Here is a 25122-nt window from a genome sequence, read left to right on the forward strand (position 1 = left end):
GGCGGGATCATTGATCCCGCCTTTTATGTTCGCGAAAACGTGATCGCGTTTTACGACGCCTTCAGCAGTCCTTCGGCGGCCAGCGCTTCCTGCACCTTCGGCCGCGCTGAAACCCGCGCCCTGTAAGCGAGGAGGTTAGGCAACCCGGAAATGTCGAGCCCCATCCGCTCCGCCCAGGCCAGCATCGTGAACAGATAGGCGTCGGGCACCGTGAACTGGCTGCCCATCAGATAATCCCGGCCGGAGAGCGCCTGATCGATGTACTTGAACTTGCTCTGAAGACGGGTCTTGAAGAACGCCTTGGTCTCGTCCGAAAGGGCCGGCTGAAACAGCGGGCTGAAGTTCTTGTGCAGCTCACTGGCGATGAAATTCAGCCATTCCTGCAGCTTGTAACGCTCACTTGAGCCGCTGGCGGGCGCAAGGTTCTTTTGCGGCGCACTGTCGGCGATCTTCTGGACGATCACCGCGCCTTCCGTCAGCAGGTCGCCATCGTCGAGTCCGAGCGCCGGAACCTGGCCCTTCGGATTGATCGCATTATAGTCGCGGCCGTCCTCGAGCTTCTTCGCCTTCAGGTCCACTTTGACCAGGTCGAACGGGATACCGGCCTCTTTCAGAGCAATATGGGGCGATAGCGAACAGGCTCCGGGCGAGTAATACAGTTTCATGGGAGGTATCCTTTGTGGGATTTTGATCGCAAGGGCATTGGCAACACCTCTGGCGGTCCACTAAATGCTGTCGTATGTCAAGATTGATGCATCTGCATTTATTGGGTTAAATTCGGCGGCCCACCGCTACGGACGATGCCATGAAACGCAAACCCTCGACTGAGGCGACGGAAGTCTGGATTCGCCTGATGCGGGTCCAGAGCAAGGTGCTCGGCGCTGTCGAGCACGACCTGAAGAAGGCCGGATTTCCACCCCTGGCCTGGTACGACGCGCTGCTTGAACTGTCGCGTGCGCCGGGCGGCGAACTGCGCCCGGTGGAACTCGAAAAGCAGATGCTGCTGCCGCAGTACTCCACCTCGCGGCTGATCGACCGTCTGGTCGAGGAAGGTCTTGCCGCGCGCCGCGAGTGCAAGATGGACAAGCGCGGCCTGTTCGTCGAGATCACCGAGGCCGGACGCGACTTGCAGAAGCGGATGTGGAATTCCTATTCCGCCGCCATCGAGCGCCATATCGGCTCGAAACTCGCCGACGCCGACGCGGTCAAGTTGAGCGGCCTGCTCGATCGTCTCGGTTGTTGCGCCGGCGCAACGCAGGCGACGGCTGTTTCCGCCAAAGAGACTGCCAAAGAAACCGCGTCGTCACGATGAATCTTTCTTTACCCCTCGTGGCTACGGATGCTTGCGTCCGTACCGTCCCTCTGCATCGTGCCCTGACACGTCACGCAAGACCTCTTATCCGGATTTTTCATGGCGCGTGATCAGATTGATATGACGCCGCTGCAATCGCGCGACGAACTGGTTGCGTGGCTGGAAGCGGGCGTAAAGCCGAAATCCGATTTCCGCATCGGCACCGAACACGAGAAAACGCCGTTCACGCTGGAAGGCCATAATCCCGTTCCTTATGAGGGCGCCCGCGGTATTCGTGCGGTTCTCGAAGGCATGCAGCTCCTGCTCGGCTGGGAGCCGATCATGGAGAACGGCAATATCATCGGCCTGTACGATGTGACCGGCGGTGGCGCGATTTCGCTGGAGCCGGGCGGTCAGTTCGAACTCTCCGGCGCGCCGGTGGAAACCGTGCACCAGACGACATCCGAACTGATGGCGCATCTGGCGCAGGTGCGCGAGGTCGCGACACCGCTTGGCATCGGATTCCTCGGACTCGGCATGACGCCATCATGGTCGCGCCAGCAAATTCCGGTGATGCCGAAGGGCCGTTACAAGATCATGACCAGCTACATGCCGAAGGTCGGCCAGTTCGGTCTCGACATGATGTACCGGACCTGCACGGTGCAGACCAATCTCGACTTCTGCTCCGAAGCCGACATGGTCAAGAAGCTGCGGGTGTCGGTGGCGCTGCAGCCGGTGGCGACCGCGCTGTTCGCGAATTCGCCGTTTACCGAAGGCAAGCCGAACGGCTTCCTGTCGTTCCGCTCCGAGATCTGGCGCGATACCGACAACGCGCGCGCGGGCATGATTCCCTGGGCGTTCGAGGACGGCATGGGCTTCGAGCGCTGGGTCGATTACGCGCTCGATGTGCCGATGTATTTCGTCAAGCGGGGCGATGACTATATCGACGTGTCGGGATCGTCGTTCCGCGATTTCTTCGATGGCAAAAACAAGATGATGCCGGGCGAGAAACCCACGCTCTCCGATTGGGCCAATCATCTCTCCACGATTTTCCCCGAGGTGCGCCTGAAGCGCTATCTCGAAATGCGCGGCTCGGACAACGTGCCGTGGCAACAGCTGCCGTCGCTTCCGGCGTTCTGGGTCGGGCTGCTCTACGACGACGAGAGTCTGGACGCGGCGTGGGATCTCGCCAAGCGGTGGACCGCGCATGAGCGTCAGGCGTTGCGCGACGATGTGCCGCGATTCGGCTTCAAGGCGAAAATCGGCAACCGCTATCTGTTCGAGGTCGCCAAGGACTGCATGGTGCTTGCTCACAAGGGGCTGGCGCGGCGCGGTCGGATCGATCATCTCGGGCGCGACGAGACACGGTATCTGGAGCCGCTGGATCACATCATGGATTCGGGACAGACCCCGGCGGAACGGCTGCTTGAGAAATTCAACGGCCCCTGGGGGCATTCCGTCGATCCGGCCTATACCGAATACGCATTCTAGGTCAGGCTCTTAAGTCCCTCACGAGAATGTTGTTCCGGCATTTATCTGCCGTTCATCTGCCATACATCAGTCCGGCGATTGAATAGGCCTGATCCGACCGGACACCGGCCTGATGGTCCGTTTCCCGCTGAAAGCGATGGCATGCCTCGAATCTGCAATTTCAGATCAAGCTTGAGTGCATGTCTTGCGTTTGCGGCGGCGCTGGTGCTGACGGCGCTGGTATTCCTTCAGCCGGTTTTCGCGCAGGCCAATTTCGACCGGCCCGGCAGCGATTATTCGCGAACGCTCTTGCCATCGGGCGACCCCGCGGTGTGCGCACTGCAATGCGAGCGCGACCGCCGGTGTCGCGCGTGGAGCTTCAACTATCCGGCCGTGAGCGATGAAGGCGCAATCTGCTGGCTCAAGAACGCGGTGCCGCCCCGCGTCGCGAGCACCTGCTGCGTCTCCGGCGTGCGCGGCGCAGGCGTCGTCGAGCCGCGCAACAGCGCCTTTGAAGTCGAGATCGACCGGCTCGGGGGAGACTACCGCAATATCGAGGTTGGCACCGATCCCCGGGGAGAAACCTGCAAGGCAGCCTGCGATGCCGACAACAAGTGCCGAGCGTGGACCTATGCACGGCCCGGCTATCTCGGCAAATCCGCGCGCTGTTTTCTCAAGGACCACGTCAAGCCGCCGCGCCGCAAACCGGGGTTCATTTCCGGCGTGGTGCGATAAATCCGCCGGCAAACGATTTTCCGGTTCGCGCGTTGGGGTAGGATGATCAGGATCCGAATCCAACGGAGTGTTCCGATGAAGCACACCCGCGCCGCAATCGCCGGAGTTTCCATGCTCGCAGCTACGACAATGGCTGCGGTCGCACATCACGGCTGGGGAAGCTACGATGCCAACAAGCCGGTCACCGTGGAGGGGCCGATCATCACCAGCACCTTTGAGAATCCGCACGCGACCATTGCCATCAAGGGCGCCGACAAGGTCTGGACCGTGACGCTCGCGCCGACGTCGCGCATGATCGCACGCGGCGCGCCGGCCGAGGTCGTCGCCGTCGGCAAGAAGGTGTCGGCCTATGGTTATCCGTCGACCGTCGAGATGAATGAAATGCGCGCCGAACGGATTTCGGTGGACGGCAAGACCTACGAGTTGCGCTGATGACGGAGTCCGCGCCTGCGATCTTCGCTGCGATCGAAGCATCGGGACTCGGCGCAGCGATCCGGCAGTCGCGCTGGCTCTATATGATCGCCAATATCGGTCATATCGTCTCGCTGATGATATTCGCGGGCGCCATCGCGGTGATGGACGTGCGGATGACGGGCGCGCTGGCCGCGACATCGCCAGGTTATGTGCTGAAGGCGTCACGCCGTGTTGCGCTGATTGGATTCGCCGGGCTTGTGATGTCAGGCGCAGTTCTGTTCACGGCGGAAGCCAGCCACGTCATCGTGAACCGCGTATTCCAGATCAAACTCGGACTGATTGCGCTTGGTCTGCTCAATATCGCGCTGTTTGAAATTCTCATCGCGCCGAAGGTGAAGGATCTGCCACCGCTGGCGCCGCTTCCATCCGGCGCGCGCGGGACGGCCGTGGCATCCCTGATGATCTGGATCGCGGTCGCAATCTCCGGGCGGTCGATCGCTTATTTCTGAGTGCTGGTTCGTGCGTCGTGCCGGCTTCAATGCACCGAAGTGAAGGATCGCGCGATCCGGAAGCCTGACAGCCAGGTCCAGATCGGCTGGCTCCTGATGCCGAGATCCCAGGAGCCGACGATGGCATCGACACGGCCGACAAGATTTTCAATCGGCAGCAAGCCGACGCCGCCGTCGGAAACGCGCACGCGGCTGTCGGCGGAGTTGTCGCGGTTATCACCCATCACGAACAGGCGGCCCTTCGGCACCGTCACCTCTGGGGTGTTGTCGAGAAAGCCGTGTTCGCGCTGCTTGAACAGTGTGTGCTCGTGGCCGCCGGGAAGCGTTTCAACGAAACGTGCCGCCGGCGCGTTGCGTCCGTCTTCCTCCTCGGCCTGACCGACGCCGTCCGGCCGCAGTCCGACCGGCTGTCCGTTGACCCAGAGGCGGCCTTCTCGCATTTGCACGTGATCGCCGGGAAGGCCGACCACACGCTTGACCCAGACCTGCGACGTGTCGCCGGGCCAGCGGAATACCACAACGTCGCCGCGATCGGGCATGGCGCCGAACACGCGTCCAGTCGCCGGCACTGCGACATTCACCGGCAGTGATGCTGCGCTGTAACCGTAGGGATATTTAGAGGCCAGCAGCGCGTCACCGATCAGCAGCGTCGGCTCCATCGAGCCTGACGGCACGTAAAACGGCTCGGCCAGTGCGCCCTTGGCCACCATGACCACCAAAAAGGCTGCGGCGATCTCCACCAGCGAGCGAGTCCAGCCTCGCGACTGTTTCGCGGTGTGCGGAATTTCGCTCATGTCCTAGCCCGTCCCGCCGACAGTGATGCGATCCATGCGCAGGGTCGGCTGGCCGACGCCGACCGGCACGCCCTGACCCTGTTTGCCGCAAGTGCCAATGCCGTCGTCGAGCTGCAGATCGTTGCCGACCATCGAAATGCGATGCAGGTCGGTTGGGCCGTTGCCGATCAGCATCGCGCCCTTCAGCGGCGCGCCCAGCTTGCCGTTTTCGATCCTGTAGGCTTCCGTGCATTGGAAGACATACTTGCCGGACACGATATCGACCTGGCCGCCGCCGAAATTCGCCGCGAAGATTCCATTCTTCACCGAGGCGAGGATTTCCGCGGGATCGCGTCCGCCGGCCAGCATGTAGGTGTTGGTCATGCGCGGCATCGGGACATGGGCGTAGCTTTCACGCCGGCCGTTGCCGGTCGGCTTCATGTTCATCAGCCGCGCGTTCTGGCGATCCTGCATGTAGCCGACCAGGATGCCGTCCTCGATCAGCACGGTCCGGTTGGTCGGCGTGCCTTCGTCGTCGATCGACAGCGACCCGCGCTTCGATGAAATGGTGCCGTCGTCCACAACGGTTACGCCCTTGGCCGCGACCTGCTGGCCCATCAGGCCGGAGAAGGCCGAGGTCTGCTTACGGTTGAAATCGCCCTCAAGCCCGTGACCGACGGCTTCATGCAGCATCACCCCCGGCCAGCCGGGTCCGAGCACCACGTCCATTTCACCGGCGGGGGCGGGCACCGATTCGAGATTGATCATTGCCTGACGGATTGCGCCGTCGGCGGCCGAGCGCCACGCCTTGGTCTCGATGAAGCGCGCATAGCCTTCGCGCCCGCCATAACCATGACTGCCGGTTTCCTGCCGGTCGCCGCTGCCGGCCACGACGGAAATGTTTACGCGGACCAGCGGGCGGACGTCGCGATAACTTTCGCCATCGGGCCGCAAGATTTCCACCACCTGCCATGTCGCGCCGAGCGAGACTGACACCTGCCGCACGCGCGGGTCCTTGTCGCGCACATAGGCGTCGATCTCGGCCAGCAGCTTGACCTTGGATTCGAAGCTCTGGCCGTCGAGCGGGTTCTCGTCGCCATAGAGCCGGGTGTTGGTGTGCATCGGCGCAGACGCGAACGTGCCGGAATAGCCGCTGCGCACGGCATGGACCGCATCAGCGGCGCGAATCAATGCCGGGAGCGACACGTCTGAAGAATGAGCGTAACCGACCGCGTCGTCCTTGACCGCGCGCAGGCCGAACCCCTGCGCCGTGTCATAGGTCGCCTGCTTGAGGCGGCCGTTGTCGAAGCCGAGCCCCTCGGACTGGCGATATTCGAGAAACAGTTCGCCGTCATCGGCACCGGCCAATCCCCGCACAATCTGACCGCGGACCTCGTTGCGGTCGAGCCCCGCGCGCTCGAGCAGGGAAGCGCTGGCGGATACGGCGTCGGACGGCTGACTCATGAAAACTCCTCGAATTCCGGCCTCGCGGTCAATCGCAACCGGATCAGACCTGCAAGATAGGGATGATCCTGCCGGAGGGCGAGGGGTGGCTAGGGCAGCTTGTCGTAGCCTTCGCCGAGCCCTTTCAGGCTGAGGGGGAAGCCGATGCCTTCCTCCGGCGTCTCGAAGATGATGAAAGTCGCCGTCTTGGCGGTTTTCAACTGGTTGAGCAGGGTGTCTTCCATCACGACTTCGGCAACGCAGCCGTTGGGCAGGCAGCGCACGAAGCCGGCTCTCCCGACGTCCTTGTCGTCGAGTTTGAGGCCGAGGCCCGACGGCAGCAGCACGCCCAGCGGTGCGACCACGCGCATCAGCTTGCTCTTCTGGTCGGCGGTCTTGAGGATAATGACGGTCAGCCCTGCATTGGAGCGGTCTTCGGCCACCACGCTCTGAATCAGGGCGCATTGTTCGGCCTGCGCACCGGCAGGGGTATCGCAGCGGATCTGCCAGTCACCATGGACCGACTTCACCGCGCCTTGCCCGACGGCCGGGGCGGATGCGGCCAGAAAAGCCGCGGCCGCGACGATCGCCAGCCGAAACGGCCGGACAGCAAGACCCAAAACTGAAAAAAACTGGTTTCGCTGGCCCATCAGGCTCAATTCCTCGGCAATGATCTCGGCAATTCCAGATGATTTCCCGGCAGTTTCCCCAGCGTCACCTGCCTGTGGCTGGATTGACAGGGCAATGACGGCGTCTTGAGGGCAAGCCCCGGTGGAGGCAAAGCCTGCCGCCGGATACGCCTCACCACCGCGAATCGGGCTTTCGCTGCCTATCCTGCCCGTGGTGGGTACAACGGGCAATCCAAGTGTCAAGCGTCTCGGACTTTGGGACGGCCAGTTTTAGCCCGTTTGACAACGGGATTCGCTGTTCACACGCACCTTATTACGTGCATTGCGGTATGCATGGAATTATGGTTTGAGGAACGGGAAATTTGACGCGTTCTAACCTTCGGCTTTAAGCCGGAATCCGGAGCGCGACCGCGAGAGCGGGCTTAGAAGCAGATCTTGCCGCCCGGCGGGATCGCTGGGGTGACGAGAGCAGGAGCGAGAGCGGCATGAAGATGTCGAAGGGCCAAAACGGCCGCCGAATTCTGGGTTTTGCGGTGGCGGCCACCGCGCTGGTTGCGGCCGGGGCCGTTTTCGCCGCGGGGACGCCGGGTCAGCCCTCTCCATGGGAATATACGCTTCAGCCATCTGCATCGCCGGTGATGGATAACATCACATGGTTCCACAATTTCTTGCTCTGGATCATATCGGCGATCACAATTTTCGTCGCGATCCTGCTGGCGATCGTGGCCTTCAAGTTCAACGCCCGGGCCAACCCTGTCCCGTCCAAGACCACCCACAACACGCTGATCGAAGTGGTGTGGACCATCGTGCCCGTCCTGATTTTGGTCGGCATTGCGGTGCCGTCGTTCCGCCTGCTGTTCCAGCAGCTCGACATTCCGAAGGCCGACCTCACCATCAAGGCCACCGGCAAGCAGTGGTACTGGAGCTATTCCTATCCCGACAACGGCAAGTTCGAGTTCGACTCGCTGATGGTCGCTGACAAGCAGCCCCGGCTGCTGGCAGTGGATAACGAAGTGGTCGTTCCGGTGAACAAGGTGATCCGCGTGCAGACCACCGGCGCCGATGTCATCCATTCCTTCGCCATTCCGTCGTTCGGCATCAAGATCGACGCCATTCCCGGCCGCCTCAACGAAACCTGGTTCAAGGCGACCAAGGAAGGCATGTACTACGGTCAGTGCTCCGAACTGTGCGGCAAGGATCACGCCTACATGCCGATCGCCATCAAGGTCGTGAGCGACACCGACTTCACGGCGTGGGTCGAGGCGGCGAAGAAGAAGTATGCAAGCACCCCGGCGAATTCCTATGCATCGATCGGGGCTGCTGCGCAGTAAGCGCATCGACGCACAAGGGCGGCCGGGCGCATCACGCTCACGGCCGCAAGGCTGACGGGACTAGCTGACGGCACTACGAGGCTCAAAGGATTTGAAAATGGCCACCTCCGCTGCAACACATGATCACGCTCATGACGACCATGCGCACGATCACCCGACCGGGTGGCGGCGTTACGTCTATTCGACGAACCATAAGGACATCGGCACGATGTACCTTATCTTCGCGATCGTGGCGGGTATCATTGGCGCGGCAATGTCGGTCGCGATCCGCATCGAGCTGATGTATCCCGGCGTGCAGCTGTTCCACGAGGCTCACACCTACAACGTGTTCGTGACGTCCCACGGCCTGATCATGATCTTCTTCATGGTGATGCCGGCGATGATCGGCGGTTTCGGCAACTGGTTCGTGCCGCTGATGATCGGCGCGCCGGACATGGCCTTTCCGCGCATGAACAACGTGTCGTTCTGGCTGCTGCCAGCCTCGTTCGCGCTGCTTCTGATCTCCACCTTCGTCGAGGGTGAGCCGGGCGCCAACGGCGTCGGCGCGGGCTGGACGATGTACGCGCCGCTCTCCACCTCGGGTCACCCCGGCCCGGCTGTCGATTTCGCCATTCTGTCGCTGCACATCGCGGGCGCGTCGTCGATCCTCGGCGCGATCAACTTCATCACCACCATTTTCAACATGCGCGCGCCGGGCATGACCCTGCACAAGATGCCGCTGTTCGTGTGGTCGATCCTCGTCACCGTGTTTCTGCTGCTGCTGTCGCTGCCGGTTCTGGCCGGCGCGATCACCATGCTGCTGACCGATCGCAACTTCGGCACCACGTTCTTCGCGGCCGACGGCGGCGGCGATCCGGTGCTGTTCCAGCATCTGTTCTGGTTCTTCGGCCATCCCGAAGTGTACATTCTGATCCTGCCGGGCTTCGGCATGATCTCGCAGATCGTCTCGACCTTCTCGCGCAAGCCCGTGTTCGGCTATCTCGGCATGGCCTACGCCATGGTCGCCATCGGCGGCATCGGCTTCGTGGTCTGGGCGCACCACATGTACACCGTGGGCATGTCTTCGGCGACGCAGGCTTACTTCGTCGCTGCGACCATGGTCATCGCGGTGCCCACCGGCGTGAAGATCTTCTCGTGGATCGCCACCATGTGGGGCGGCTCGATCGAATTCCGCGCCCCGATGCTGTGGGCGATGGGTTTCATCTTCCTGTTCACCCTTGGCGGCGTGACCGGCGTGGTGCTGGCCAACGCCGGCGTCGACCGCGTGCTGCAGGATACGTATTACGTCGTCGCCCACTTCCATTACGTGTTATCGCTGGGCGCCGTGTTCGCGATCTTTGCGGGCTGGTATTACTGGTTTCCGAAAATGTTCGGCTACATGTATTCGGAATCCATCGCCAAGCTGCACTTCTGGGTAACCTTCGTCGGCGTAAACCTGATCTTCTTCCCGCAGCATTTCCTCGGCTTGTCGGGTATGCCGCGCCGCTACATCGATTATCCCGACGCTTTCGCCGGCTGGAATCTGGTGTCGTCGATCGGCTCCTACATCTCTGCGTTCGGCGTGCTGATCTTCCTCTATGGCGTGATCCAGGCCTTCGCGCGCAAGGTGCCGGCTCCCAACAACCCGTGGGGTCCCGGTGCGACCACGCTGGAATGGACGCTGTCGTCGCCGCCACCGTTCCATCAGTTCGAGGTTCTGCCCCGCGTGCAGTGACGCGGCAGGTTGATTGAGACATCCGCCCCGGCCGAATGGCCGCGGCGGGTGAGATGTTCAGGGAGTGAGTCAGGCCTTGTCGATTGTCGACCATCACACCATCGATTTGTCGCCCCGGATTTCCGAGGCGGGGGTCGCGGACTATGTCGCGCTGCTGAAGCCGCGCGTGATGTCGCTGGTGGTGTTCACCGCGCTGGTCGGACTTGTGATCGCGCCGGGTCATTTTCATCCGGTGCTGGCGATTACCTCGATCCTCTGCATCGCCGTCGGCGGCGGCGCGGCTGGCGCATTGAACATGTGGTACGAGGGCGACCTCGACGCGCTGATGTCGCGCACCGCAAACCGGCCCATTCCGCGCGGACGGATTTTGCCGGGCGAAGCCCTGGCCTTCGGCCTGACGCTGGCTTTCTTCTCGGTGATGACGCTCGGTATTCTGGTGAACTGGCTCGCCGGCGCATTGCTCGCCTTCACCATCTTCTTCTACGCCGTGGTCTATACGATGTGGCTGAAGCGCTATACTGCGCAGAACATCGTGATTGGCGGCGCCGCCGGCGCGCTGCCGCCGGTGGTGGCATGGGCTGCGGCCACCGGCTCGTTGTCGCCGGAGCCGATCCTGCTGTTCCTCATCATCTTCCTGTGGACGCCGCCGCACTTCTGGGCGCTGGCGCTGTTCCGTACCGACGATTACGCGCGCGCCAAGATTCCGATGTTGCCCAATGTTGCCGGTCCCGATGCGACGCGGCTGCAGATCCTGCTCTATACGATCGTGCTGGTGGCGGTCGCCATCGCACCGTGGCCGCTGGGATATTTCAGCGCCGTGTATGGCGTGACGTCGATCGTCCTCGGCGCGGGCATGATGTGGTACGCGATCCGCGTCTATCGCGATCGCACCGGCAGCGCGGCGCTGCGCGCCACGCGCGGGTTGTTCAAGTTCTCGATCCTTTACCTGTTCGCGCTGTTTGCCGTGCTGCTGTGTGAAGTTATGGTGTCCGCAGCCGCGCGGATGATCTGGTCATGAGCGCGGGGATTGTCATGGACAGCAAGAAGCCGCAGCAAGGCATCGTTCTCACGCCGGAGCAGAAGAAGCGGCAGCGCGAGCGCTCCATCGCCATTGCACTTGCATTGGGTGTGCTGGTGATCCTGTTTTTCGCCGTCACCCTGGTGAAGGGCCCGGCGGTCCTTCAACGGCCGATCTGAACGGGAGCCTTACCGCCAGATGACGCAGCAGCCCGCCAGCCCACGCAAGACGCCTCGCATCAGCCGCGACATCCTCGTCGCGTCGATCTGCGGCTTCGTGGTTGCGCTGATGGTTGGCGCGTCCTATGCGGCTGTTCCGTTTTATGACTGGTTTTGCCGCGCCACCGGATTCAACGGCACCACGCAGGTCGCGACCTCGGCGCCGGCGGCGTCGCTGGAGCGCCGGATTTCGGTGCGTTTCGATTCCAACGTCAGCGGCGGCTTGCCATGGAAGTTCGAGCCTGAGCAGACCGAAATCAGCGTCAAGATCGGCGAAGTAGTCACCGCTTATTACACCGTGACCAACCAGGCCGCCCGCTCGACCTCGGGCGTTGCCGCCTACAATGTTGCGCCCCTGACGGTCGGCGCGTTCTTCCAGAAGATCAATTGCTTCTGCTTCACGGAGCAGTCGTTCGCGCCCGGCGAGAAGCGCGAGATGGCGGTGGTGTTCTACGTCGATCCGGCGCTGGCGGCTGATCGCGAGTACGACGATCTCAACACCATCACCTTGTCCTATACGTTCTACCCTGTGAAGGAGCCTGCGCCGAAGCCGCTCGCGGCGACGGAGGCGGACAAGCGCAAGGGCAACCTTTGATCTGAGTTTTCGGCTATAACTGCGACACGCGCCGGATGATACCGGCATCACGGAGAGACCACATGGCAACGGGCCAAGCCAAACACCACGATTATCATCTCGTCGATCCGAGCCCGTGGCCGGCCGTCGGCTCGCTCTCGGCCTTCGTCATGGCATTGGGTGCGGTCGCATGGATGCATCACATGTTCGCGGGCGCACCGATCGTGTTCGGCATTGGCACCATCGGTGTTCTTTACACTTTTGCGAGCTGGTGGGGCGACATCATCCGGGAGGCCCAGCACAAGGGCGATCACACCCGCGTGGTCCAGCTCAGCCATCGCTATGGCATGATCCTGTTCATCGCCTCCGAAGTGATGTTCTTTGTGGCGTGGTTCTGGGCCTATTTCAACGCCGCGCTGTTCCCGGCCGATCCGGTTCACGCCACGCGCGAGGCCCTGTTCGGCGGCGTCTGGCCGCCGAAGGGCATCGAGACGTTCGATCCGTGGCATCTGCCGCTGCTCAATACACTGATCCTGCTCACCTCGGGCACCACGGTGACCTGGGCGCATCACGCGTTGCTTGAGAATGATCGCAAGGGCCTGAAGTGGGGCCTGATCATTACCGTGGTGCTCGGCGCGCTGTTCACCTGCGTGCAGGCCTATGAGTACAGCCACGCTGCGTTCAGTTTCGCGGGCAATGTCTACGGCTCCGTCTTCTTCATGGCGACCGGCTTCCACGGTTTCCATGTGCTGGTCGGCACCATCTTCCTGCTGGTGTGCCTGTTCCGCGTCTATGCGGGCCACTTCACGCCGAAGCAGCACCTCGGCTTCGAATTTGCCGCTTGGTACTGGCACTTCGTCGACGTGGTCTGGCTGTTCCTGTTCATCTGCATCTACGTCTGGGGCCACGGCGCATCGACCATGGCGCATGGCGCGCACTGACGTGCGTGCAGGCTGCTCATGATGTTCGGAAGGGCGGCCACCGTGCCGCCCTTTTTCTTGGAAGAGAGTGACGCGTATGACAGAGCACGTTCCCGCGACGTTATCGCAGACGGCCATGCGAGGTCTGACCTGCAAATGCCCGCGCTGCGGCGAGGGCAGGCTCTATTCCGGCTTTCTGACGTTGCGGCCGGACTGCGAAGTCTGCGGTCTCGATTACGCGTTCATCGATGCCGGCGACGGCCCCGCGGTCTTCATCATCATGATTGCCGGCTTCATCGTCGTCGGTTCGGCGCTGGTCGTGGAAATCAAATACCAGCCGCCGTTCTGGGTGCATGCGGCGCTGTGGGGGCCGCTGATTCTGGCTACGACGTTGCTGCCGCTGCGATCGATGAAGGCGCTTCTGATCGCCTTGCAATATCATCACAAGGCTGCCGAAGGGCAACTCGTCGCGCGTAAACCGAAATGAATCCGGCGACGGCAGCCAAGCCCCCGCGCTCGCGTGGCATCTTCGGTCTCGCGGTGATCGCGTTGATCATGGTGTCGGTGCTGGCGAGCCTCGGCGTCTGGCAGCTTCGCCGCAAGGACGAGAAGCGCGCCCTGATCGCTGCCCTGACCGAGCGACTCGCAGGCGCGCCCGCTGCATTGCCGCCTCCCGCCCGTTGGTCTGCACTCACGCCTGCACAAGACGAATTTCTGCGGGTTCGTTTCAGCGCGACCTTTGAGTCCAGGCTGGATGTGATGGTCTACAGTTCCGGCTCGGCCGTGCGGGACGACGTCGCCGGACCGGGCACTTGGGCGTTTATGCCGGCGCGGCTGGCGGACGGCCGTATCGTCGTCATCAATGCGGGCTTCGTGCAGAACACAATGCAGGATCGCGCGCAGCAGGATCGTGCGGTGACGCGGCTTGTGACCGGCGCGCCGGTTGAACTGACCGGCTACATCCGTTTTTCAGAACGCCCCGGCTGGTTCACGCCACAGCCGGACACCACGAAGCGCCTGTGGTTCTCGCGCGATCATCTTGCCATGGGGGAGGCGCTCGGCTGGAGCCGGGACGGCGAGGTCGCGCCGTTCTACATCGATCTCGAATCGCCCGTCCCCGCGTCAGGTGTGCCCAAGCCCGGGCCCTTGCAGATCCACCTCAAGGACGATCACCTGCAGTATGCGATTACGTGGTTCGGCCTCGCGCTGGTGGTGGCCATTGCCTTCGGATTCTGGGTCAGAGGCCGCCGCCGGGATTTAGCCTGAGCGAAAAGGGCGGGTCGGTTTCCTTGTGAAGCCGGATCGCAGCCGATATGGTGCAGCTCGATTTCACCTCGGTGAAGTTATTAATCCATCATTATCAAAGGCTTGAGTAAGGCTCCCGCCTTTGGAGGATCGCTTGACCAGCTATATTTCGACCCGGGGCGAGGCTCCCCGGCTTGGCTTTTGCGACGTGATGCTGACCGGGCTTGCCCGTGACGGCGGGCTCTATGTGCCGGAGGTCTGGCCGCAGCTCAGCCGGGAGACCATCGCCGGATTTTTTGGGCGTCCTTACTGGGAAGTCGCCGTGGAGGTGATCCGCCCCTTCGTTGCGGATGAGATTTCCGAAGCCGATCTTGGCCGCATGGCGGTCGAAGCGTACGCCACGTTCCGCCATCCGGCGGTGGTGCCGCTCAGCCAGATTGCGCCGGATCGCTTCGTCCTCGAATTGTTTCACGGCCCGACGCTTGCGTTCAAGGACGTCGCGATGCAGTTGCTGTCGCGGCTGATGGATCATGTGCTGGCCAAGCGTGGCCAGCGCACCACCATTGTTGTCGCAACTTCGGGTGACACCGGCGGCGCCGCGGTCGATGCGTTTGCCGGCCGCGACAACGCCGATCTCATCGTGCTATTTCCTGATGGGCGCATTTCCGATGTGCAGCGGCGCATGATGACCACCAGCGGCGCGGCGAATGTTCATGCACTCGCGATCGAAGGCACCTTTGACGATTGCCAAGGCATCGTGAAGGGCCTTTTCAATCACCACAAGTTCCGCGATTCGGTGTCGCTGTCCGGTGTGAACTCGATCAACTGGGCGCGCATTGTGGCCCAGGTGGTGTATTATTTCACTTCGGCGGTGGCACTCGGAGCGCCGGCGCGCGAAGTCGACTTCACCGTGCCGACGGGAAATTTCGGCGACATCTTCGCAGGCTATGTCGCCAAGCGGATGGGGCTTCCGGTTCGGCATCTGCGCATTGCCGCCAACGTCAACGACATTCTGGTGCGGACGCTCAAGACCGGCATCTACGAGGTGAAGCAGGTTCACGCCACCACGTCGCCATCGATGGACATTCAGATCTCGTCGAATTTCGAACGGCTGCTGTTCGAGGCCACCGGCCGCGACAGCGCTGCCGTGCGCGCGCTGATGGGCTCGCTGGCGCAGTCGGGACGCTTCGTGCTGAGCGATGCCGTTCTGAAACAGGTGCGCGAGGATTTCGACGCCGGCCGCGCTGACGAGGAAGAGACCAGCGCTGCGATCCGCGCCGCATGGCGCGAAGCCGGCGAACTGGTCGATCCGCACACTGCGGTTGCGCTGGCGGTGGCCGATCAGGACAAGCCGGTGTCCACGGTGCCCAACATCGTGCTCTCGACCGCCCATGCGGCCAAGTTCCCCGATGCCGTCGAGGCGGCCTGCGGGGTGCGTCCGGCGCTGCCGGCGTGGCTCGATGGCTTGATGACAAAGTCCGAACACATCAAGGTCATGAAGAACGATCAGACCGAGGTCGAACGGTTCATTCTCTTGGTGAGCCGGGCCGCGAAGCAGGGAATAGCCGGATGAGCGTCAACATTACCAAATTGCCCTCCGGACTGACGGTGGTCACCGACACCATGCCGCATCTCGAGACTGCGGCACTCGGCGTCTGGACCGGCGTCGGCGGCCGCGACGAGAAGCCGGACGAGCACGGCATGTCGCACCTTCTGGAACACATGGCTTTCAAGGGCACGACGAGCCGCACCGCGCGCGAGATCGCCGAAGAGGTCGAGGCCGTGGGCGGCGACCTCAACGCAGCGACCTCCACCGAGACTACCGCCTATTACGCGCGCGTGCTGAGGGACGATGTGCCGCTGGCGCTCGACGTGCTCTCCGACATTCTCGCCAACCCATCGTTCGACGCAGATGAACTCGAACGCGAGAAGAGCGTGATTGAGCAGGAGATCGGCGCGGCGCAGGATACGCCGGACGATGTGATCTTCGAGCACCTCAGTGAAATGTGTTACCCCGATCAGCCGATGGGCCGCTCGCTGCTGGGCACGGCGCAGACGCTGGCGGCGTTCGATCGCGACAATCTGCATGGCTATCTGTCGCGGCACTATCGCGGCCCCGATATGGTGGTCGCCGCCGCCGGTGCCGTCGATCATCAGCAGGTGGTTGCCGAAGCCGAGCGGCGCTTCGCCAGTTTCGATGGCACGCCCGCGCCGAAGCCGACGCCTGCAATGTTCGGCAAAGGCGGCACCCGCGTCATTCACCGCGATCTCGAACAGGCGCACCTGACGCTGGCGCTCGAAGGCCTGCCGCAGTCCGATCTCGGGCTGTTCAGCCTTCAGGTCTTTACGAACATCCTCGGCGGCGGCATGTCGTCACGGCTGTTTCAGGAGGTGCGCGAGAAGCGCGGGCTTTGCTATTCAATTTACACATTCCACGCGGCCTATTCCGACACCGGTTTCTTTGGACTCTATACCGGGACCGATCCCTCAGACGCACCGGAGATGGTGGAGGTCATCGTCGACGAGATGAACAACGCGGTCGAGACTCTGACCGAAGCGGAAATCGCTCGCTCCAAGGCGCAGATGAAGGCCGGCCTGTTGATGGGGCTGGAAAGCTGCAGCACCCGCGCCGAGCAGATGGCACGGCACATTCTGGCTTACGGGCGCCCGCTGACGTCGGAAGAACTGGTGGCGCGGATCGATGCGGTAACTATTGAATCGACGCGCCATGCAGCGCGCGGTCTGCTCAGCCGCAGCCGTCCGGCGGTGGTCGCGCTCGGCAGCGGCCGTGGCCTCGACACCGCGGTGAGCATCGCCGAAGGACTGGCGCGTCCGAAGGCCAAGGCGTTGCTGCACTGACGCCACCGCTTTGGCACGTGATGGCGTGAGCAGCGATCCCCCAGGCAACGGTTCTCGTTCCCCGCGTTTTATGCGGGCCCTCTTCCTCGGTCTCGGGTTTTTCTTTGTCGCGCTTGGCTTCATTGGCGCGTTTCTGCCGGTGTTGCCGACCACGCCGTTCCTGATCCTGGCGGCGGCATGTTTCGCGCGTTCCTCTCCCAGGTTTGAAAATTGGCTGCTGGCTCATCGCCGCTTCGGGCCGCTCCTGTCGGCTTGGCGGTCCCGGGGCGCCATTCCCCGCAAGGCTAAATTGGCCGCACTGGCCGGCATGATTTTGGGTTTCACTTTGTTTCAGATAGCGGGCAGTCCCGGCCTCCCGCTCACGGCGGCCGTTGCCGCCCTGATGCTGGCGGGCCTCGCTTATGTGTTTTCAAGGCCTTCCTAGAATACAGCGGGTCCCCAGCCTGGCTCGGATTGAGCGGCGAATTGTGGTAAAGGGAACTGACCGGACGCGTCATCTGCGCCCGGATACGGGAAGGAGGGTCCGGCATGGCCCTGTTTCGCTTACCCTCGACGACGGCACCCGCACTCGCGCCGCGCGGACACGGCGTGCTGCTGCGCGCGCCGCAAATGGCTGACTATGCTCAGTGGAGTGAGCTGCGCGAGATCAGCCGGGCGTTCCTGACGCCGTGGGAGCCGATCTGGCCATCCGACGATCTGACCCGTTCGGGATTTCGCCGCCGCCTGCGCCGCTACGCAGAAGATGTCGCCGAGGACCGGGCCTATCCCTTCGTGGTGTTTCGTGAAGACGATGGCGCGCTGATCGGCGGCGTGACCCTCGCCAATGTGCGGCGCGGGATCGTGCAAGCCGGCACGGTCGGTTACTGGATCGGTCAGCCCCATGCGGGCAAGGGCTACATGACCGCGGCGCTGCGCGTGCTGCTGCCCACGCTGTTCGGTGAACTCAACCTGCACCGTGTCGAGGCCGCCTGCATCCCGACCAATCAGTCGTCGATCCGCGTGCTGGAGAAATGCGGCTTCGCCCGCGAAGGGCTGGCGCGGCGCTATCTCTGCATCAACGGGGTCTGGCAGGACCATTATCTCTATGGCCTGCTGGACGAGGATTTTCGCGGTTAACCAGCGCGTCACCAGGCAATGCAGCGCCTTTGGTTCGCCGTCTTTGCCCTGCTATAAGGCCGTCACGGATCGGCGGGGATCGACGGGACATATGATGGCGGGTGACAGGCGTTTGAAGCGCGCAGCGGTGGCTGCGCTGGCGGTCGCGGCAAGCACTGCGCTGTCGGGTTGCGGCGGCGGCAGCATGTTCGGCTCGTCGGGCGGGAGTTCGTCGGGATCCTCGTTCGGCAGCAGGTTCAGCCAGTTATTCGGCTCGAAATCCCAGGAAGCCAGCACGGCATCCAGCCCGTCGACGCAGGCGACCGAGAACAGCGATCTGACCTGTCCCAGTGTGGCGATCCGGTTCGGCGCATCTACTCTCTCGGTCGGGCTGCCGGGCAAACCGGCCTCCGGCAGCGATCTGCGCTATCAGGGGACGATTACGCGCACGGCGCGCGACTGCAATCTGCAGGGCGGACAGATCACGGCGCGGATTGGAATCGTTGGCCGGATCATTGCCGGGCCTGCGGGCGCGCCGCCCACCGTCGACGTTCCCATGCGCGTTGCCGTCGTGGAGGATGGAGCGCCGGAGAAGGTCATCACCACCAAGGCGATCCGGACCACCGTGACGATGGAAGGCGAGAACACCGAGTTCAGCCTTGTCGCCGAAGACATTACCTATCCGACGCCCACCGAGACTGCGAACGACAAATACGTGTTCTATATCGGTTTCGATCCGGCTGCACTGAAACCCGAGCCGGCGCGCGGCAGGAAGAAGAAATAAGCCCGAACATTCTCCGGCCCAAACAAAAAGCCGGCCGCAACGAATGCGGCCGGCTTTTTGTTGAAGGGCGAGGTGTCAGTTCAGCTTGCCGCGAACGTCCTGGATGCCCTTGGCGATCAGGTCGTCGGCGACCGAACCCTTGACCGACTGCGCCATGATCGAGGACGCAGCAGTTACGGCGGCTTCGGCCGCGGCGGCGCGGACGTCGGCGATCGCCTGGTTTTCGGCCTGGGCGATCTTGCTCTCCGCGGTCTTGGTGCGGCGCGCGACGAAATCTTCCATCTTCGCCTTGGCTTCGGCTGCGATACGTTCTGCCTCGGCCTTGGCGCTGGTGACGATGTCCTGTGCTTCGCGTTCGGCGCTGGCGCGGCGCGCACGATATTCCTCGACCAGCTTCGCCGCCTCGTCCTTGAGGCGGCGGGCGTCGTCGAGTTCCTTCTGAATGCGGTCGCGGCGATGGTCGAGCGCCGTCAGGATGGTGCGGTGAACGCCGAAATAGCCGAACACGCCCATCAGGATCAGGAAGGCGATGGCGACCCAGAATTCTGCTTCGAACATCGTCGTTATCCCTTCAAGGACGCTTCGACCGCGCTATCGACGGTCTTGCTGTCGGGTGCGACGCCGGTGAGGCGCTGAACGATGGCCGCAGCCGCGTCCGATGCGATCGAGTGGACGTTACCCATCGCCGTGGTGCGGGTTGCGGCGATGGTCTTTTCCGCATCGGCGAGTTTGGCGGCCAGAATGGCTTCCAGTGCCTTGCGGTCGCTTTCGGCCTGCGCATTCAGCTTGTCACGGGTCTCGGAGCCGATGGCCTGAGCCCGTGCGCGTGCATTGGCGAGCTCGGTTTCATAAGCCTTCAGGGCCTCATCCGACTCGTCCTTCAGCTTCTGCGCCTGGGCGAGATCGTTCTCGATCACGCCTTCGCGGTTAGCGATGATGCCGCCGACGCGCGGAAGCGCGAACTTCGACACGATGAAGTAAAGCAGCGCAAAGGCGATCGCGAACGACACCAGCTGCGAGGCAAACGTCTCCTTTTGGAAAGGAGGGAAACCCGCCTTGCCATGACCGTCTGCCTCGGTGTGGGCGGTCGCGCCCTTTGCAGTGCCCTGACCCGTCGCCATGAGCGTCTCCTGTAAGTGTTAGCCGCGGCGCATCAACAGGGCCGCGGCGAACACGTCATCTGAAATCAGACGGCGAACAGCAGCAGCAGCGCGATCAGCAGCGAGAAGATGCCGAGCGCTTCTGTCACGGCGAAGCCGAAGATCAGGTTGGCGAACTGGCCCTGCGAAGCGGAGGGGTTGCGCAGCGCACCGTTGAGGAACTGGCTGAAGATCATGCCGACGCCAATACCTGCGCCGCCCATGCCGAGACATGCAATGCCGGCGCCGATGTACTTTGCTGCAACTGGATCCATAGTAAAACTCCTTCTAGGGGTGTTGGTGTCAGTGGATGAGTGAAACCCGGTCAATGTCTTGATGTCAGTGGCCCGGATGAAGTGCGTCGTTGAGGTAGATGCAGGTCAGGATGGTGAAGACGTAGGCCTGCAAGAAAGCCACGAGAAGCTCGAGGCCGGTGAGCGCGGTCGTCATCGCCAGCGGCAACACCGAACCGAAGATGCCGAGAGCACCGAGTGCGCTCAGCGATGTGACGAAGCCCGCAAACACCTTGAGGGTGATGTGACCCGCCAGCATGTTTGCGAACAGACGCACGGAATGGGACACCGGCCGCGACAGGAACGAGATCACCTCGATCACCATGATCAGAGGCAGGATGTACATCGGGATGCCCGACGGGACGAACAGCTTGAAGAATTTGAAGCCGTTCTTGTACAGGCCGTAGAGCAGCACGGTGAGAAACACCATCAGCGCCAGCGCCAGCGTCACGATGAGGTGGCTGGTCACGGTGAAGGTGTAGGGAATGATGCCGATCAGATTCGCGGTCAGGATGAACATGAACAGCGAGAACACGAAGGGGAAGAACTTCATGCCCTCTGCGCCGACGCTTTCTTTCAGGGTATTGCCCACGAATTCGTAGGATAGCTCGGCGAGAGACTGGAAGCGGTTCGGAACGAGGCGGCGGCCTGCGCTGCCCCCCAACATCAACAGCGAAATGATGGCGACTGCGCCAAGCATGTAGGCCGATGAATTAGTGAACGCGATCTCCTGGTTGCCGATATGGCCAAGGGTGAAGATCTTGTGGATCTCGAATTGATGGATCGGATCGGCCATCCGCGTTCGTCTTTCATCGTTTGCCGGCAAGCCGGCTTTGCATCGTTACCGGCAAGGCCGGCCATTCGTATCCGCCAGCGGGAACTGGCTGAAATTCCAAGAGCGATTCCCGGATCGGACGCCGGATCCTGTCAGGAGCGGTCGGACGCGTCGCGATTGGCAACGCCGGCTGCCCGCATCACGTTGATTACGCCGGCGGTGAAGCCGAGCAGAAAAAACACGATCAGACCCCAAGGGGATGTCGACAACAGACGGTCGATGCCCCAGCCGATGACCGCTCCGACAAGGACGCCTGCAATCAATTCGGAGGAGAGGCGAAACCCCCGTGCCATCGCGGATGCGTTGGAGGAGGCAGCCCCGCTTCCTGACTGATCGGTCTGGTTCTTGCGATCTTTCCGGACTTCGGAAAGCCGATGATTCAGACGGTCGAGCCTTGCGGAGAGCGCAGCTTCGTCGGCTGGCGGTTCGTCTCGTTCCCCTTCGCTGCGACCATTTTCACGTGTGCCGTTCGCCATTGCTGTCGACACCCATGCCCCGTCGCGCGATTTCAGAGAAAAACGCCCCGCCACCCACGGAAACCGCGCGGACCATACTGACGGCCTGTGGTCAAGTCAAGATTGCCTGATTGCTATGTATCATATTGAAATATTGCATGAAATTCCGGAAAAATTTCATCCGCTGCGCGCACTCGCCGCACTGCGATAAATGCGATGTGCACTGCTATGCTCGCAGACGCCATTTGGGTCCGCTATGCTGGTTTCTCAATTCACCGAATCTTTGCAGCCGGAGGGCCGATGGCGCGCCAGATTGACTACTATTTCTCGCTTCAGTCGCCATGGGCCTATATCGGACACGCACTGTTTCATGACGTTGCCACCGCGCAGGAGTTGAAGGTCAACTACAAGCCGGTGGTTCTGGTCGATCTGTTTTCCGAAACCGGCGGATTGCCGCTGGCCAAGCGCCATCCGGCGCGGCAGCGCTATCGGCTGATGGAATTGCAGCGCTGGCGCGATAAGCGCGGCCTGAATTTTCATATCAGGCCGCAATATTGGCCGCTTAACGCGCGGTTGGCCGACGGCGTGGTGATTGCCGCCATCCTGGCGGGGCTGGACCCCGAGCCGTTCGTGCGCCGCGCCTTCATCGGAATATGGGAACAGCAACTCGATCTGGCGGATGCGGCGACCATTACACGCGTGGCGGATGAAGCAGGTCTGCCCGGTGCAAAACTGGTGGCGCGCTCGCCATCCGATGAGATCGAGAAGCTCTACGATCAGAATCGTCAGGATGCGATCGCGGCCGACGTGTTCGGCTCGCCCGCCTGGGTGCTCGACGGCGAGGTTTTCTGGGGACAGGACAGGATCGAATTGCTGGCCGACGCGTTGAAATCCGGACGCAAAGCCTACACATCTGACGTGTAGGCCAACGCGCAGCTTTATCGCAATGCGGCTTATCGCGATGAGGGAGCAATGCATCCCAGGACGATGATTGTTCAAGGCGTCGCCGCAACCGCGTTGACGGCGCTGATGTTCAGCGCTGAAGCGCGCGCGCAGGCGGCGCCCGACACCGACAACGGCCGCTTCACGCTGTCGCCGGTCGCCGACGGATTCCTGCGGCTCGATACCCGCACCGGCACGGTATCCACCTGCGCCAACAAAAATGGCTGGACCTGCCGTGTTGTGCCCGACGAGCGCACGGCGCTCGATGCCGAGATCGGCCGACTTCAGATCGACAACAAACGGCTGACGGACGAACTTGCTCGGCGCGACACCGTGAGCGGCAAGACCGAGGCGCCGCTCGCGAAGGAAGATTCGAAGAAAAGCGCGCAGGCAACGCCCGAAGGCAAAGCGTCACCGGACAAGAAGGTCGAGCTGCAGTTGCCGCCGGAGCACGAGAAGCTGCTCGCTCTGATGGATCGCGTATGGGACCGGCTGATCGAGATGGCCCTGCGCCTTCAGAAACGGTTGTCTGAAGGAATTTGACAAGCCCAAAAAAGACGGCCGCGGATTGCCCCGCGGCCGTTCTGATTTGGAAGGAAAGGATCAGGCGGCGCGAGCCGTCTGATCCTCAAACCATTACTTGGTGATGTCGACGTCCTTGGTTTCCGGCAGGAAGAAGAAGCCAACCACCACCGTGATCAGTGCGAAGATCACCGGGTACCAGAGACCTGCATAGATATCGCCGGTCGATGCCACGATCGCGAACGATGTCGCGGGCAACAAACCGCCGAACCAGCCGTTGCCGATGTGGTAGGGCAGCGACATCGAGGTGTAGCGGATGCGGGTCGGGAACAGTTCGACCAGCATTGCCGCGATCGGGCCGTACACCATGGTGACGAAGAGCACGAGGATGAACAGAAGCCCGATCAGTGCAGCGACCTGCGGCCGGAAGATATCGAACGGATTCGACATCTTCACAATGCCAGCCGCGCCGGCCTTGGGATAGCCAGCGTCCGCGACAGCAGCAGCGACTGCCGGGTTCGAGGTCTTGGCGTCGGTGTAAGGCACTTCCTTGCCGTTTACCGTCACCTTCACGCCCGAGCCAGCCGCACCCGCTGTGGTCGAGTATTTGACCGATGACTGGGCGAGGAAGGCGCGTGCGGTATCGCACGGCGCGCTGAAAACGCGGGTGCCGACCGGATTGAACAGATCGCCGCAGCCTTTCGGATCGGCCACAACTTCAACCTTGATCGTCTCGATGGCCTTTTCCAGCGCCGGGTTGGCGTTGCTCGAGATCATGCGGAAGATCGGGAAGAAGGTGAGAGCCGCGATCAGGCAGCCTGCCAGAATGATCGGCTTGCGGCCGATCTTGTCCGACAGTGCACCGAACACGATGAAGAAGCCGGTGCCGAGCAGCAACGACCAGGCGATCAGCAGGTTGGCGGTGTAACCGTCGACCTTGAGGATCGATTGCAGGAAGAACAGCGCGTAGAACTGGCCCGTGTACCAGACCACGCCCTGACCCATCACGCCGCCGAGCAGCGCGATGATCACGATCTTGGCGTTGCTCCAGTTGGCGAAGGCTTCGGTCAGCGGCGCCTTCGACGCCTTGCCCTCGTCCTTCATCTTCTGGAACACCGGCGATTCGTTCAGCTTGAGGCGGATGATGACGGACACACCGAGCAGCACCACCGAAAGCAGGAACGGAATGCGCCAGCCCCATGCGGCGAATTCAGGCTCGCCGAGGATCGTGCGGGTGAACAGGATCACGAGCAGCGAGAGGAACAGGCCGAGCGTTGCCGTGGTCTGGATGAACGAGGTGTAGTAGCCGCGCTTGCCGGGAGGCGAGTGCTCGGCGACGTAAGTCGCGGCGCCGCCGTATTCGCCACCGAGTGCGAGGCCCTGCAGCAGGCGAAGGCCGATCAGGATGATCGGGGCCGCGATGCCGATGGTAGCCGCGTTCGGGAGCAGGCCGACGATGAAGGTCGACAGACCCATGATAAGGATCGTGACGAGGAAGGTGTACTTGCGGCCGACGATGTCGCCGATACGACCGAACACAATGGCGCCGAACGGACGAACCAGGAAGCCGGCGGCGAATGCCAGCAGCGCGAAGATGTCACGGGTGGCCGGCGGATAGGCGCTGAAGAACTGCGCGCCGATGATCGCGGCCAGTGAGCCGTAAAGATAGAAGTCGTACCATTCGAAAACGGTGCCGAGCGATGAGGCGAAGATGACGAAACGTTCGTCCTTCGTCATGCCCCCCGTGCGCGGCGAGGTCGTAGTCATGGTGGCCATTTCAATGCTCCCCAAACGTGTTGCTGAAAAATTCGCTCCTGCGCGCCGTTCTTTCGCCGGTTCCAAAGCACGAGAGTTCGCAAATACGGTAACATCGGCGTGAAACATCGCCCTATAAGACTTTCGGCCAGCGCACAG

At 62.3% G+C, this 25122-nt stretch carries 30 protein-coding genes; 20 read left to right on the forward strand and 10 right to left on the reverse strand.

All coding sequences use genetic code 11. From position 1 onward, the window contains the following. Window positions 1–50 precede the first annotated feature (50 nt). Window positions 51–665: a glutathione transferase GstA gene (gstA, locus tag LVY71_RS20460; RefSeq protein WP_235101754.1), complete on the reverse strand. Its 615-nt coding sequence runs from the start codon at window positions 663–665 to the stop codon at window positions 51–53. 140 nt (window positions 666–805) lie between these two features. Here gstA and LVY71_RS20465 point away from each other — a divergent pair, with 140 nt between their 5' ends. From LVY71_RS20465 to LVY71_RS20485, 5 genes are all read left to right on the forward strand, one after another. Next, window positions 806–1312 carry a MarR family winged helix-turn-helix transcriptional regulator gene (locus tag LVY71_RS20465; RefSeq protein ID WP_235101755.1) on the forward strand — a complete coding sequence of 169 codons (507 nt, stop codon included), beginning with the start codon at window positions 806–808 and terminating at the stop codon, window positions 1310–1312. A gap of 99 nt (window positions 1313–1411) precedes the next feature. Beyond that, window positions 1412–2782, forward strand: coding sequence for a glutamate--cysteine ligase (locus LVY71_RS20470; protein WP_235101756.1), 1371 nt, complete (start codon window positions 1412–1414; stop codon window positions 2780–2782). 141 nt (window positions 2783–2923) lie between these two features. Continuing rightward, a complete protein-coding gene (locus LVY71_RS20475; protein WP_235101757.1) occupies window positions 2924–3496 on the forward strand; it encodes a PAN domain-containing protein in 573 nt (190 codons plus the stop codon). A gap of 75 nt (window positions 3497–3571) precedes the next feature. Continuing rightward, complete coding sequence (locus tag LVY71_RS20480; RefSeq protein ID WP_235101758.1) at window positions 3572–3928, forward strand: DUF6152 family protein; 357 nt, start codon at window positions 3572–3574, stop codon at window positions 3926–3928. Continuing rightward, a complete protein-coding gene (locus LVY71_RS20485) occupies window positions 3928–4419 on the forward strand; it encodes a hypothetical protein (RefSeq protein ID WP_235101760.1) in 492 nt (163 codons plus the stop codon). The genes LVY71_RS20480 and LVY71_RS20485 overlap by 1 nt, the downstream gene beginning before the upstream one ends. 26 nt (window positions 4420–4445) lie before the next feature. Here the strand turns inward: LVY71_RS20485 and lepB are convergent, their stop codons facing one another. The 3 genes from lepB to LVY71_RS20500 form a co-directional block, all read right to left on the reverse strand. Next, on the reverse strand, window positions 4446–5213 hold the full coding sequence (lepB, locus tag LVY71_RS20490) for a signal peptidase I (RefSeq protein WP_235101762.1): 768 nt from the start codon (window positions 5211–5213) through the stop codon (window positions 4446–4448). A 3-nt stretch (window positions 5214–5216) separates the two neighbouring features. Beyond that, on the reverse strand, window positions 5217–6656 hold the full coding sequence (gene tldD / locus LVY71_RS20495) for a metalloprotease TldD (RefSeq protein ID WP_235101764.1): 1440 nt from the start codon (window positions 6654–6656) through the stop codon (window positions 5217–5219). Between the two features lie 89 nt (window positions 6657–6745). Further along, complete coding sequence (locus LVY71_RS20500) at window positions 6746–7285, reverse strand: invasion associated locus B family protein (RefSeq protein WP_235101766.1); 540 nt, start codon at window positions 7283–7285, stop codon at window positions 6746–6748. 464 nt (window positions 7286–7749) lie between these two features. Between LVY71_RS20500 and coxB the strand changes: the two genes are divergently transcribed. From coxB to LVY71_RS20565, 13 genes are all read left to right on the forward strand, one after another. Further along, on the forward strand, window positions 7750–8595 hold the full coding sequence (gene coxB / locus LVY71_RS20505; protein ID WP_235101767.1) for a cytochrome c oxidase subunit II: 846 nt from the start codon (window positions 7750–7752) through the stop codon (window positions 8593–8595). Between the two features lie 97 nt (window positions 8596–8692). Further along, window positions 8693–10309 carry a cytochrome c oxidase subunit I gene (ctaD, locus tag LVY71_RS20510; RefSeq protein ID WP_235101768.1) on the forward strand — a complete coding sequence of 539 codons (1617 nt, stop codon included), beginning with the start codon at window positions 8693–8695 and terminating at the stop codon, window positions 10307–10309. 76 nt (window positions 10310–10385) lie between these two features. Beyond that, on the forward strand, window positions 10386–11327 hold the full coding sequence (locus LVY71_RS20515; protein WP_235101769.1) for a heme o synthase: 942 nt from the start codon (window positions 10386–10388) through the stop codon (window positions 11325–11327). Next, on the forward strand, window positions 11324–11506 hold the full coding sequence (locus tag LVY71_RS20520; RefSeq protein ID WP_235101770.1) for a cytochrome c oxidase system small membrane protein: 183 nt from the start codon (window positions 11324–11326) through the stop codon (window positions 11504–11506). Before LVY71_RS20515 ends, LVY71_RS20520 begins: the two co-directional genes overlap by 4 nt. Window positions 11507–11525: 19 nt before the next feature. After that, complete coding sequence (locus tag LVY71_RS20525; protein WP_235101771.1) at window positions 11526–12140, forward strand: cytochrome c oxidase assembly protein; 615 nt, start codon at window positions 11526–11528, stop codon at window positions 12138–12140. Between the two features lie 62 nt (window positions 12141–12202). Continuing rightward, window positions 12203–13060 (forward strand): cytochrome c oxidase subunit 3, encoded by an 858-nt coding sequence (locus LVY71_RS20530; protein WP_235101772.1) that lies wholly within the window; start codon window positions 12203–12205, stop codon window positions 13058–13060. A gap of 76 nt (window positions 13061–13136) precedes the next feature. Further along, complete coding sequence (locus LVY71_RS20535) at window positions 13137–13526, forward strand: DUF983 domain-containing protein (RefSeq protein WP_235101774.1); 390 nt, start codon at window positions 13137–13139, stop codon at window positions 13524–13526. Then, window positions 13523–14305: an SURF1 family protein gene (locus LVY71_RS20540; RefSeq protein WP_235101775.1), complete on the forward strand. Its 783-nt coding sequence runs from the start codon at window positions 13523–13525 to the stop codon at window positions 14303–14305. The genes LVY71_RS20535 and LVY71_RS20540 overlap by 4 nt, the downstream gene beginning before the upstream one ends. 133 nt (window positions 14306–14438) lie before the next feature. Then, complete coding sequence (gene thrC, locus LVY71_RS20545; protein ID WP_235101776.1) at window positions 14439–15857, forward strand: threonine synthase; 1419 nt, start codon at window positions 14439–14441, stop codon at window positions 15855–15857. After that, on the forward strand, window positions 15854–17143 hold the full coding sequence (locus LVY71_RS20550) for a M16 family metallopeptidase (RefSeq protein WP_235101777.1): 1290 nt from the start codon (window positions 15854–15856) through the stop codon (window positions 17141–17143). The genes thrC and LVY71_RS20550 overlap by 4 nt, the downstream gene beginning before the upstream one ends. Before the next feature lie 70 nt (window positions 17144–17213). Further along, a complete protein-coding gene (locus LVY71_RS20555) occupies window positions 17214–17567 on the forward strand; it encodes a YbaN family protein (RefSeq protein ID WP_235102190.1) in 354 nt (117 codons plus the stop codon). Between the two features lie 104 nt (window positions 17568–17671). Further along, entirely contained in the window at window positions 17672–18259 is a 588-nt protein-coding gene (locus tag LVY71_RS20560; RefSeq protein WP_235101778.1) for a GNAT family N-acetyltransferase, read from the forward strand. Between the two features lie 94 nt (window positions 18260–18353). Continuing rightward, window positions 18354–19022 carry a hypothetical protein gene (locus LVY71_RS20565; RefSeq protein WP_235101779.1) on the forward strand — a complete coding sequence of 223 codons (669 nt, stop codon included), beginning with the start codon at window positions 18354–18356 and terminating at the stop codon, window positions 19020–19022. A 75-nt stretch (window positions 19023–19097) separates the two neighbouring features. On the opposite strand, the gene LVY71_RS20570 is transcribed toward LVY71_RS20565, so the two are convergent. The 5 genes from LVY71_RS20570 to LVY71_RS20590 form a co-directional block, all read right to left on the reverse strand. Beyond that, on the reverse strand, window positions 19098–19580 hold the full coding sequence (locus LVY71_RS20570) for a F0F1 ATP synthase subunit B family protein (protein WP_235101780.1): 483 nt from the start codon (window positions 19578–19580) through the stop codon (window positions 19098–19100). Window positions 19581–19585: 5 nt separating this feature from the next. After that, window positions 19586–20143, reverse strand: coding sequence for a F0F1 ATP synthase subunit B family protein (locus LVY71_RS20575; RefSeq protein ID WP_235101782.1), 558 nt, complete (start codon window positions 20141–20143; stop codon window positions 19586–19588). Between the two features lie 65 nt (window positions 20144–20208). After that, entirely contained in the window at window positions 20209–20436 is a 228-nt protein-coding gene (locus LVY71_RS20580) for a F0F1 ATP synthase subunit C (RefSeq protein ID WP_006022884.1), read from the reverse strand. A gap of 64 nt (window positions 20437–20500) precedes the next feature. Beyond that, window positions 20501–21250: a F0F1 ATP synthase subunit A gene (locus tag LVY71_RS20585; RefSeq protein ID WP_235101784.1), complete on the reverse strand. Its 750-nt coding sequence runs from the start codon at window positions 21248–21250 to the stop codon at window positions 20501–20503. A gap of 131 nt (window positions 21251–21381) precedes the next feature. Then, window positions 21382–21765 (reverse strand): AtpZ/AtpI family protein, encoded by a 384-nt coding sequence (locus LVY71_RS20590; RefSeq protein WP_235102191.1) that lies wholly within the window; start codon window positions 21763–21765, stop codon window positions 21382–21384. A 279-nt stretch (window positions 21766–22044) separates the two neighbouring features. Here LVY71_RS20590 and LVY71_RS20595 point away from each other — a divergent pair, with 279 nt between their 5' ends. After that, window positions 22045–22668, forward strand: a complete 624-nt coding sequence (locus LVY71_RS20595; protein WP_235101786.1) for a 2-hydroxychromene-2-carboxylate isomerase — start codon at window positions 22045–22047, stop codon at window positions 22666–22668. A 48-nt stretch (window positions 22669–22716) separates the two neighbouring features. Next, window positions 22717–23229, forward strand: coding sequence for a hypothetical protein (locus tag LVY71_RS20600; protein ID WP_235101787.1), 513 nt, complete (start codon window positions 22717–22719; stop codon window positions 23227–23229). A 93-nt stretch (window positions 23230–23322) separates the two neighbouring features. Here the strand turns inward: LVY71_RS20600 and LVY71_RS20605 are convergent, their stop codons facing one another. After that, complete coding sequence (locus LVY71_RS20605; protein WP_235101788.1) at window positions 23323–24984, reverse strand: MFS transporter; 1662 nt, start codon at window positions 24982–24984, stop codon at window positions 23323–23325. Between the last annotated feature and the right edge of the window lie 138 nt (window positions 24985–25122).

Origin of the sequence: Bradyrhizobium sp. G127, assembly GCF_021502575.1 — a bacterium.
Classification (GTDB): Bacteria; Pseudomonadota; Alphaproteobacteria; order Rhizobiales; family Xanthobacteraceae; genus Afipia.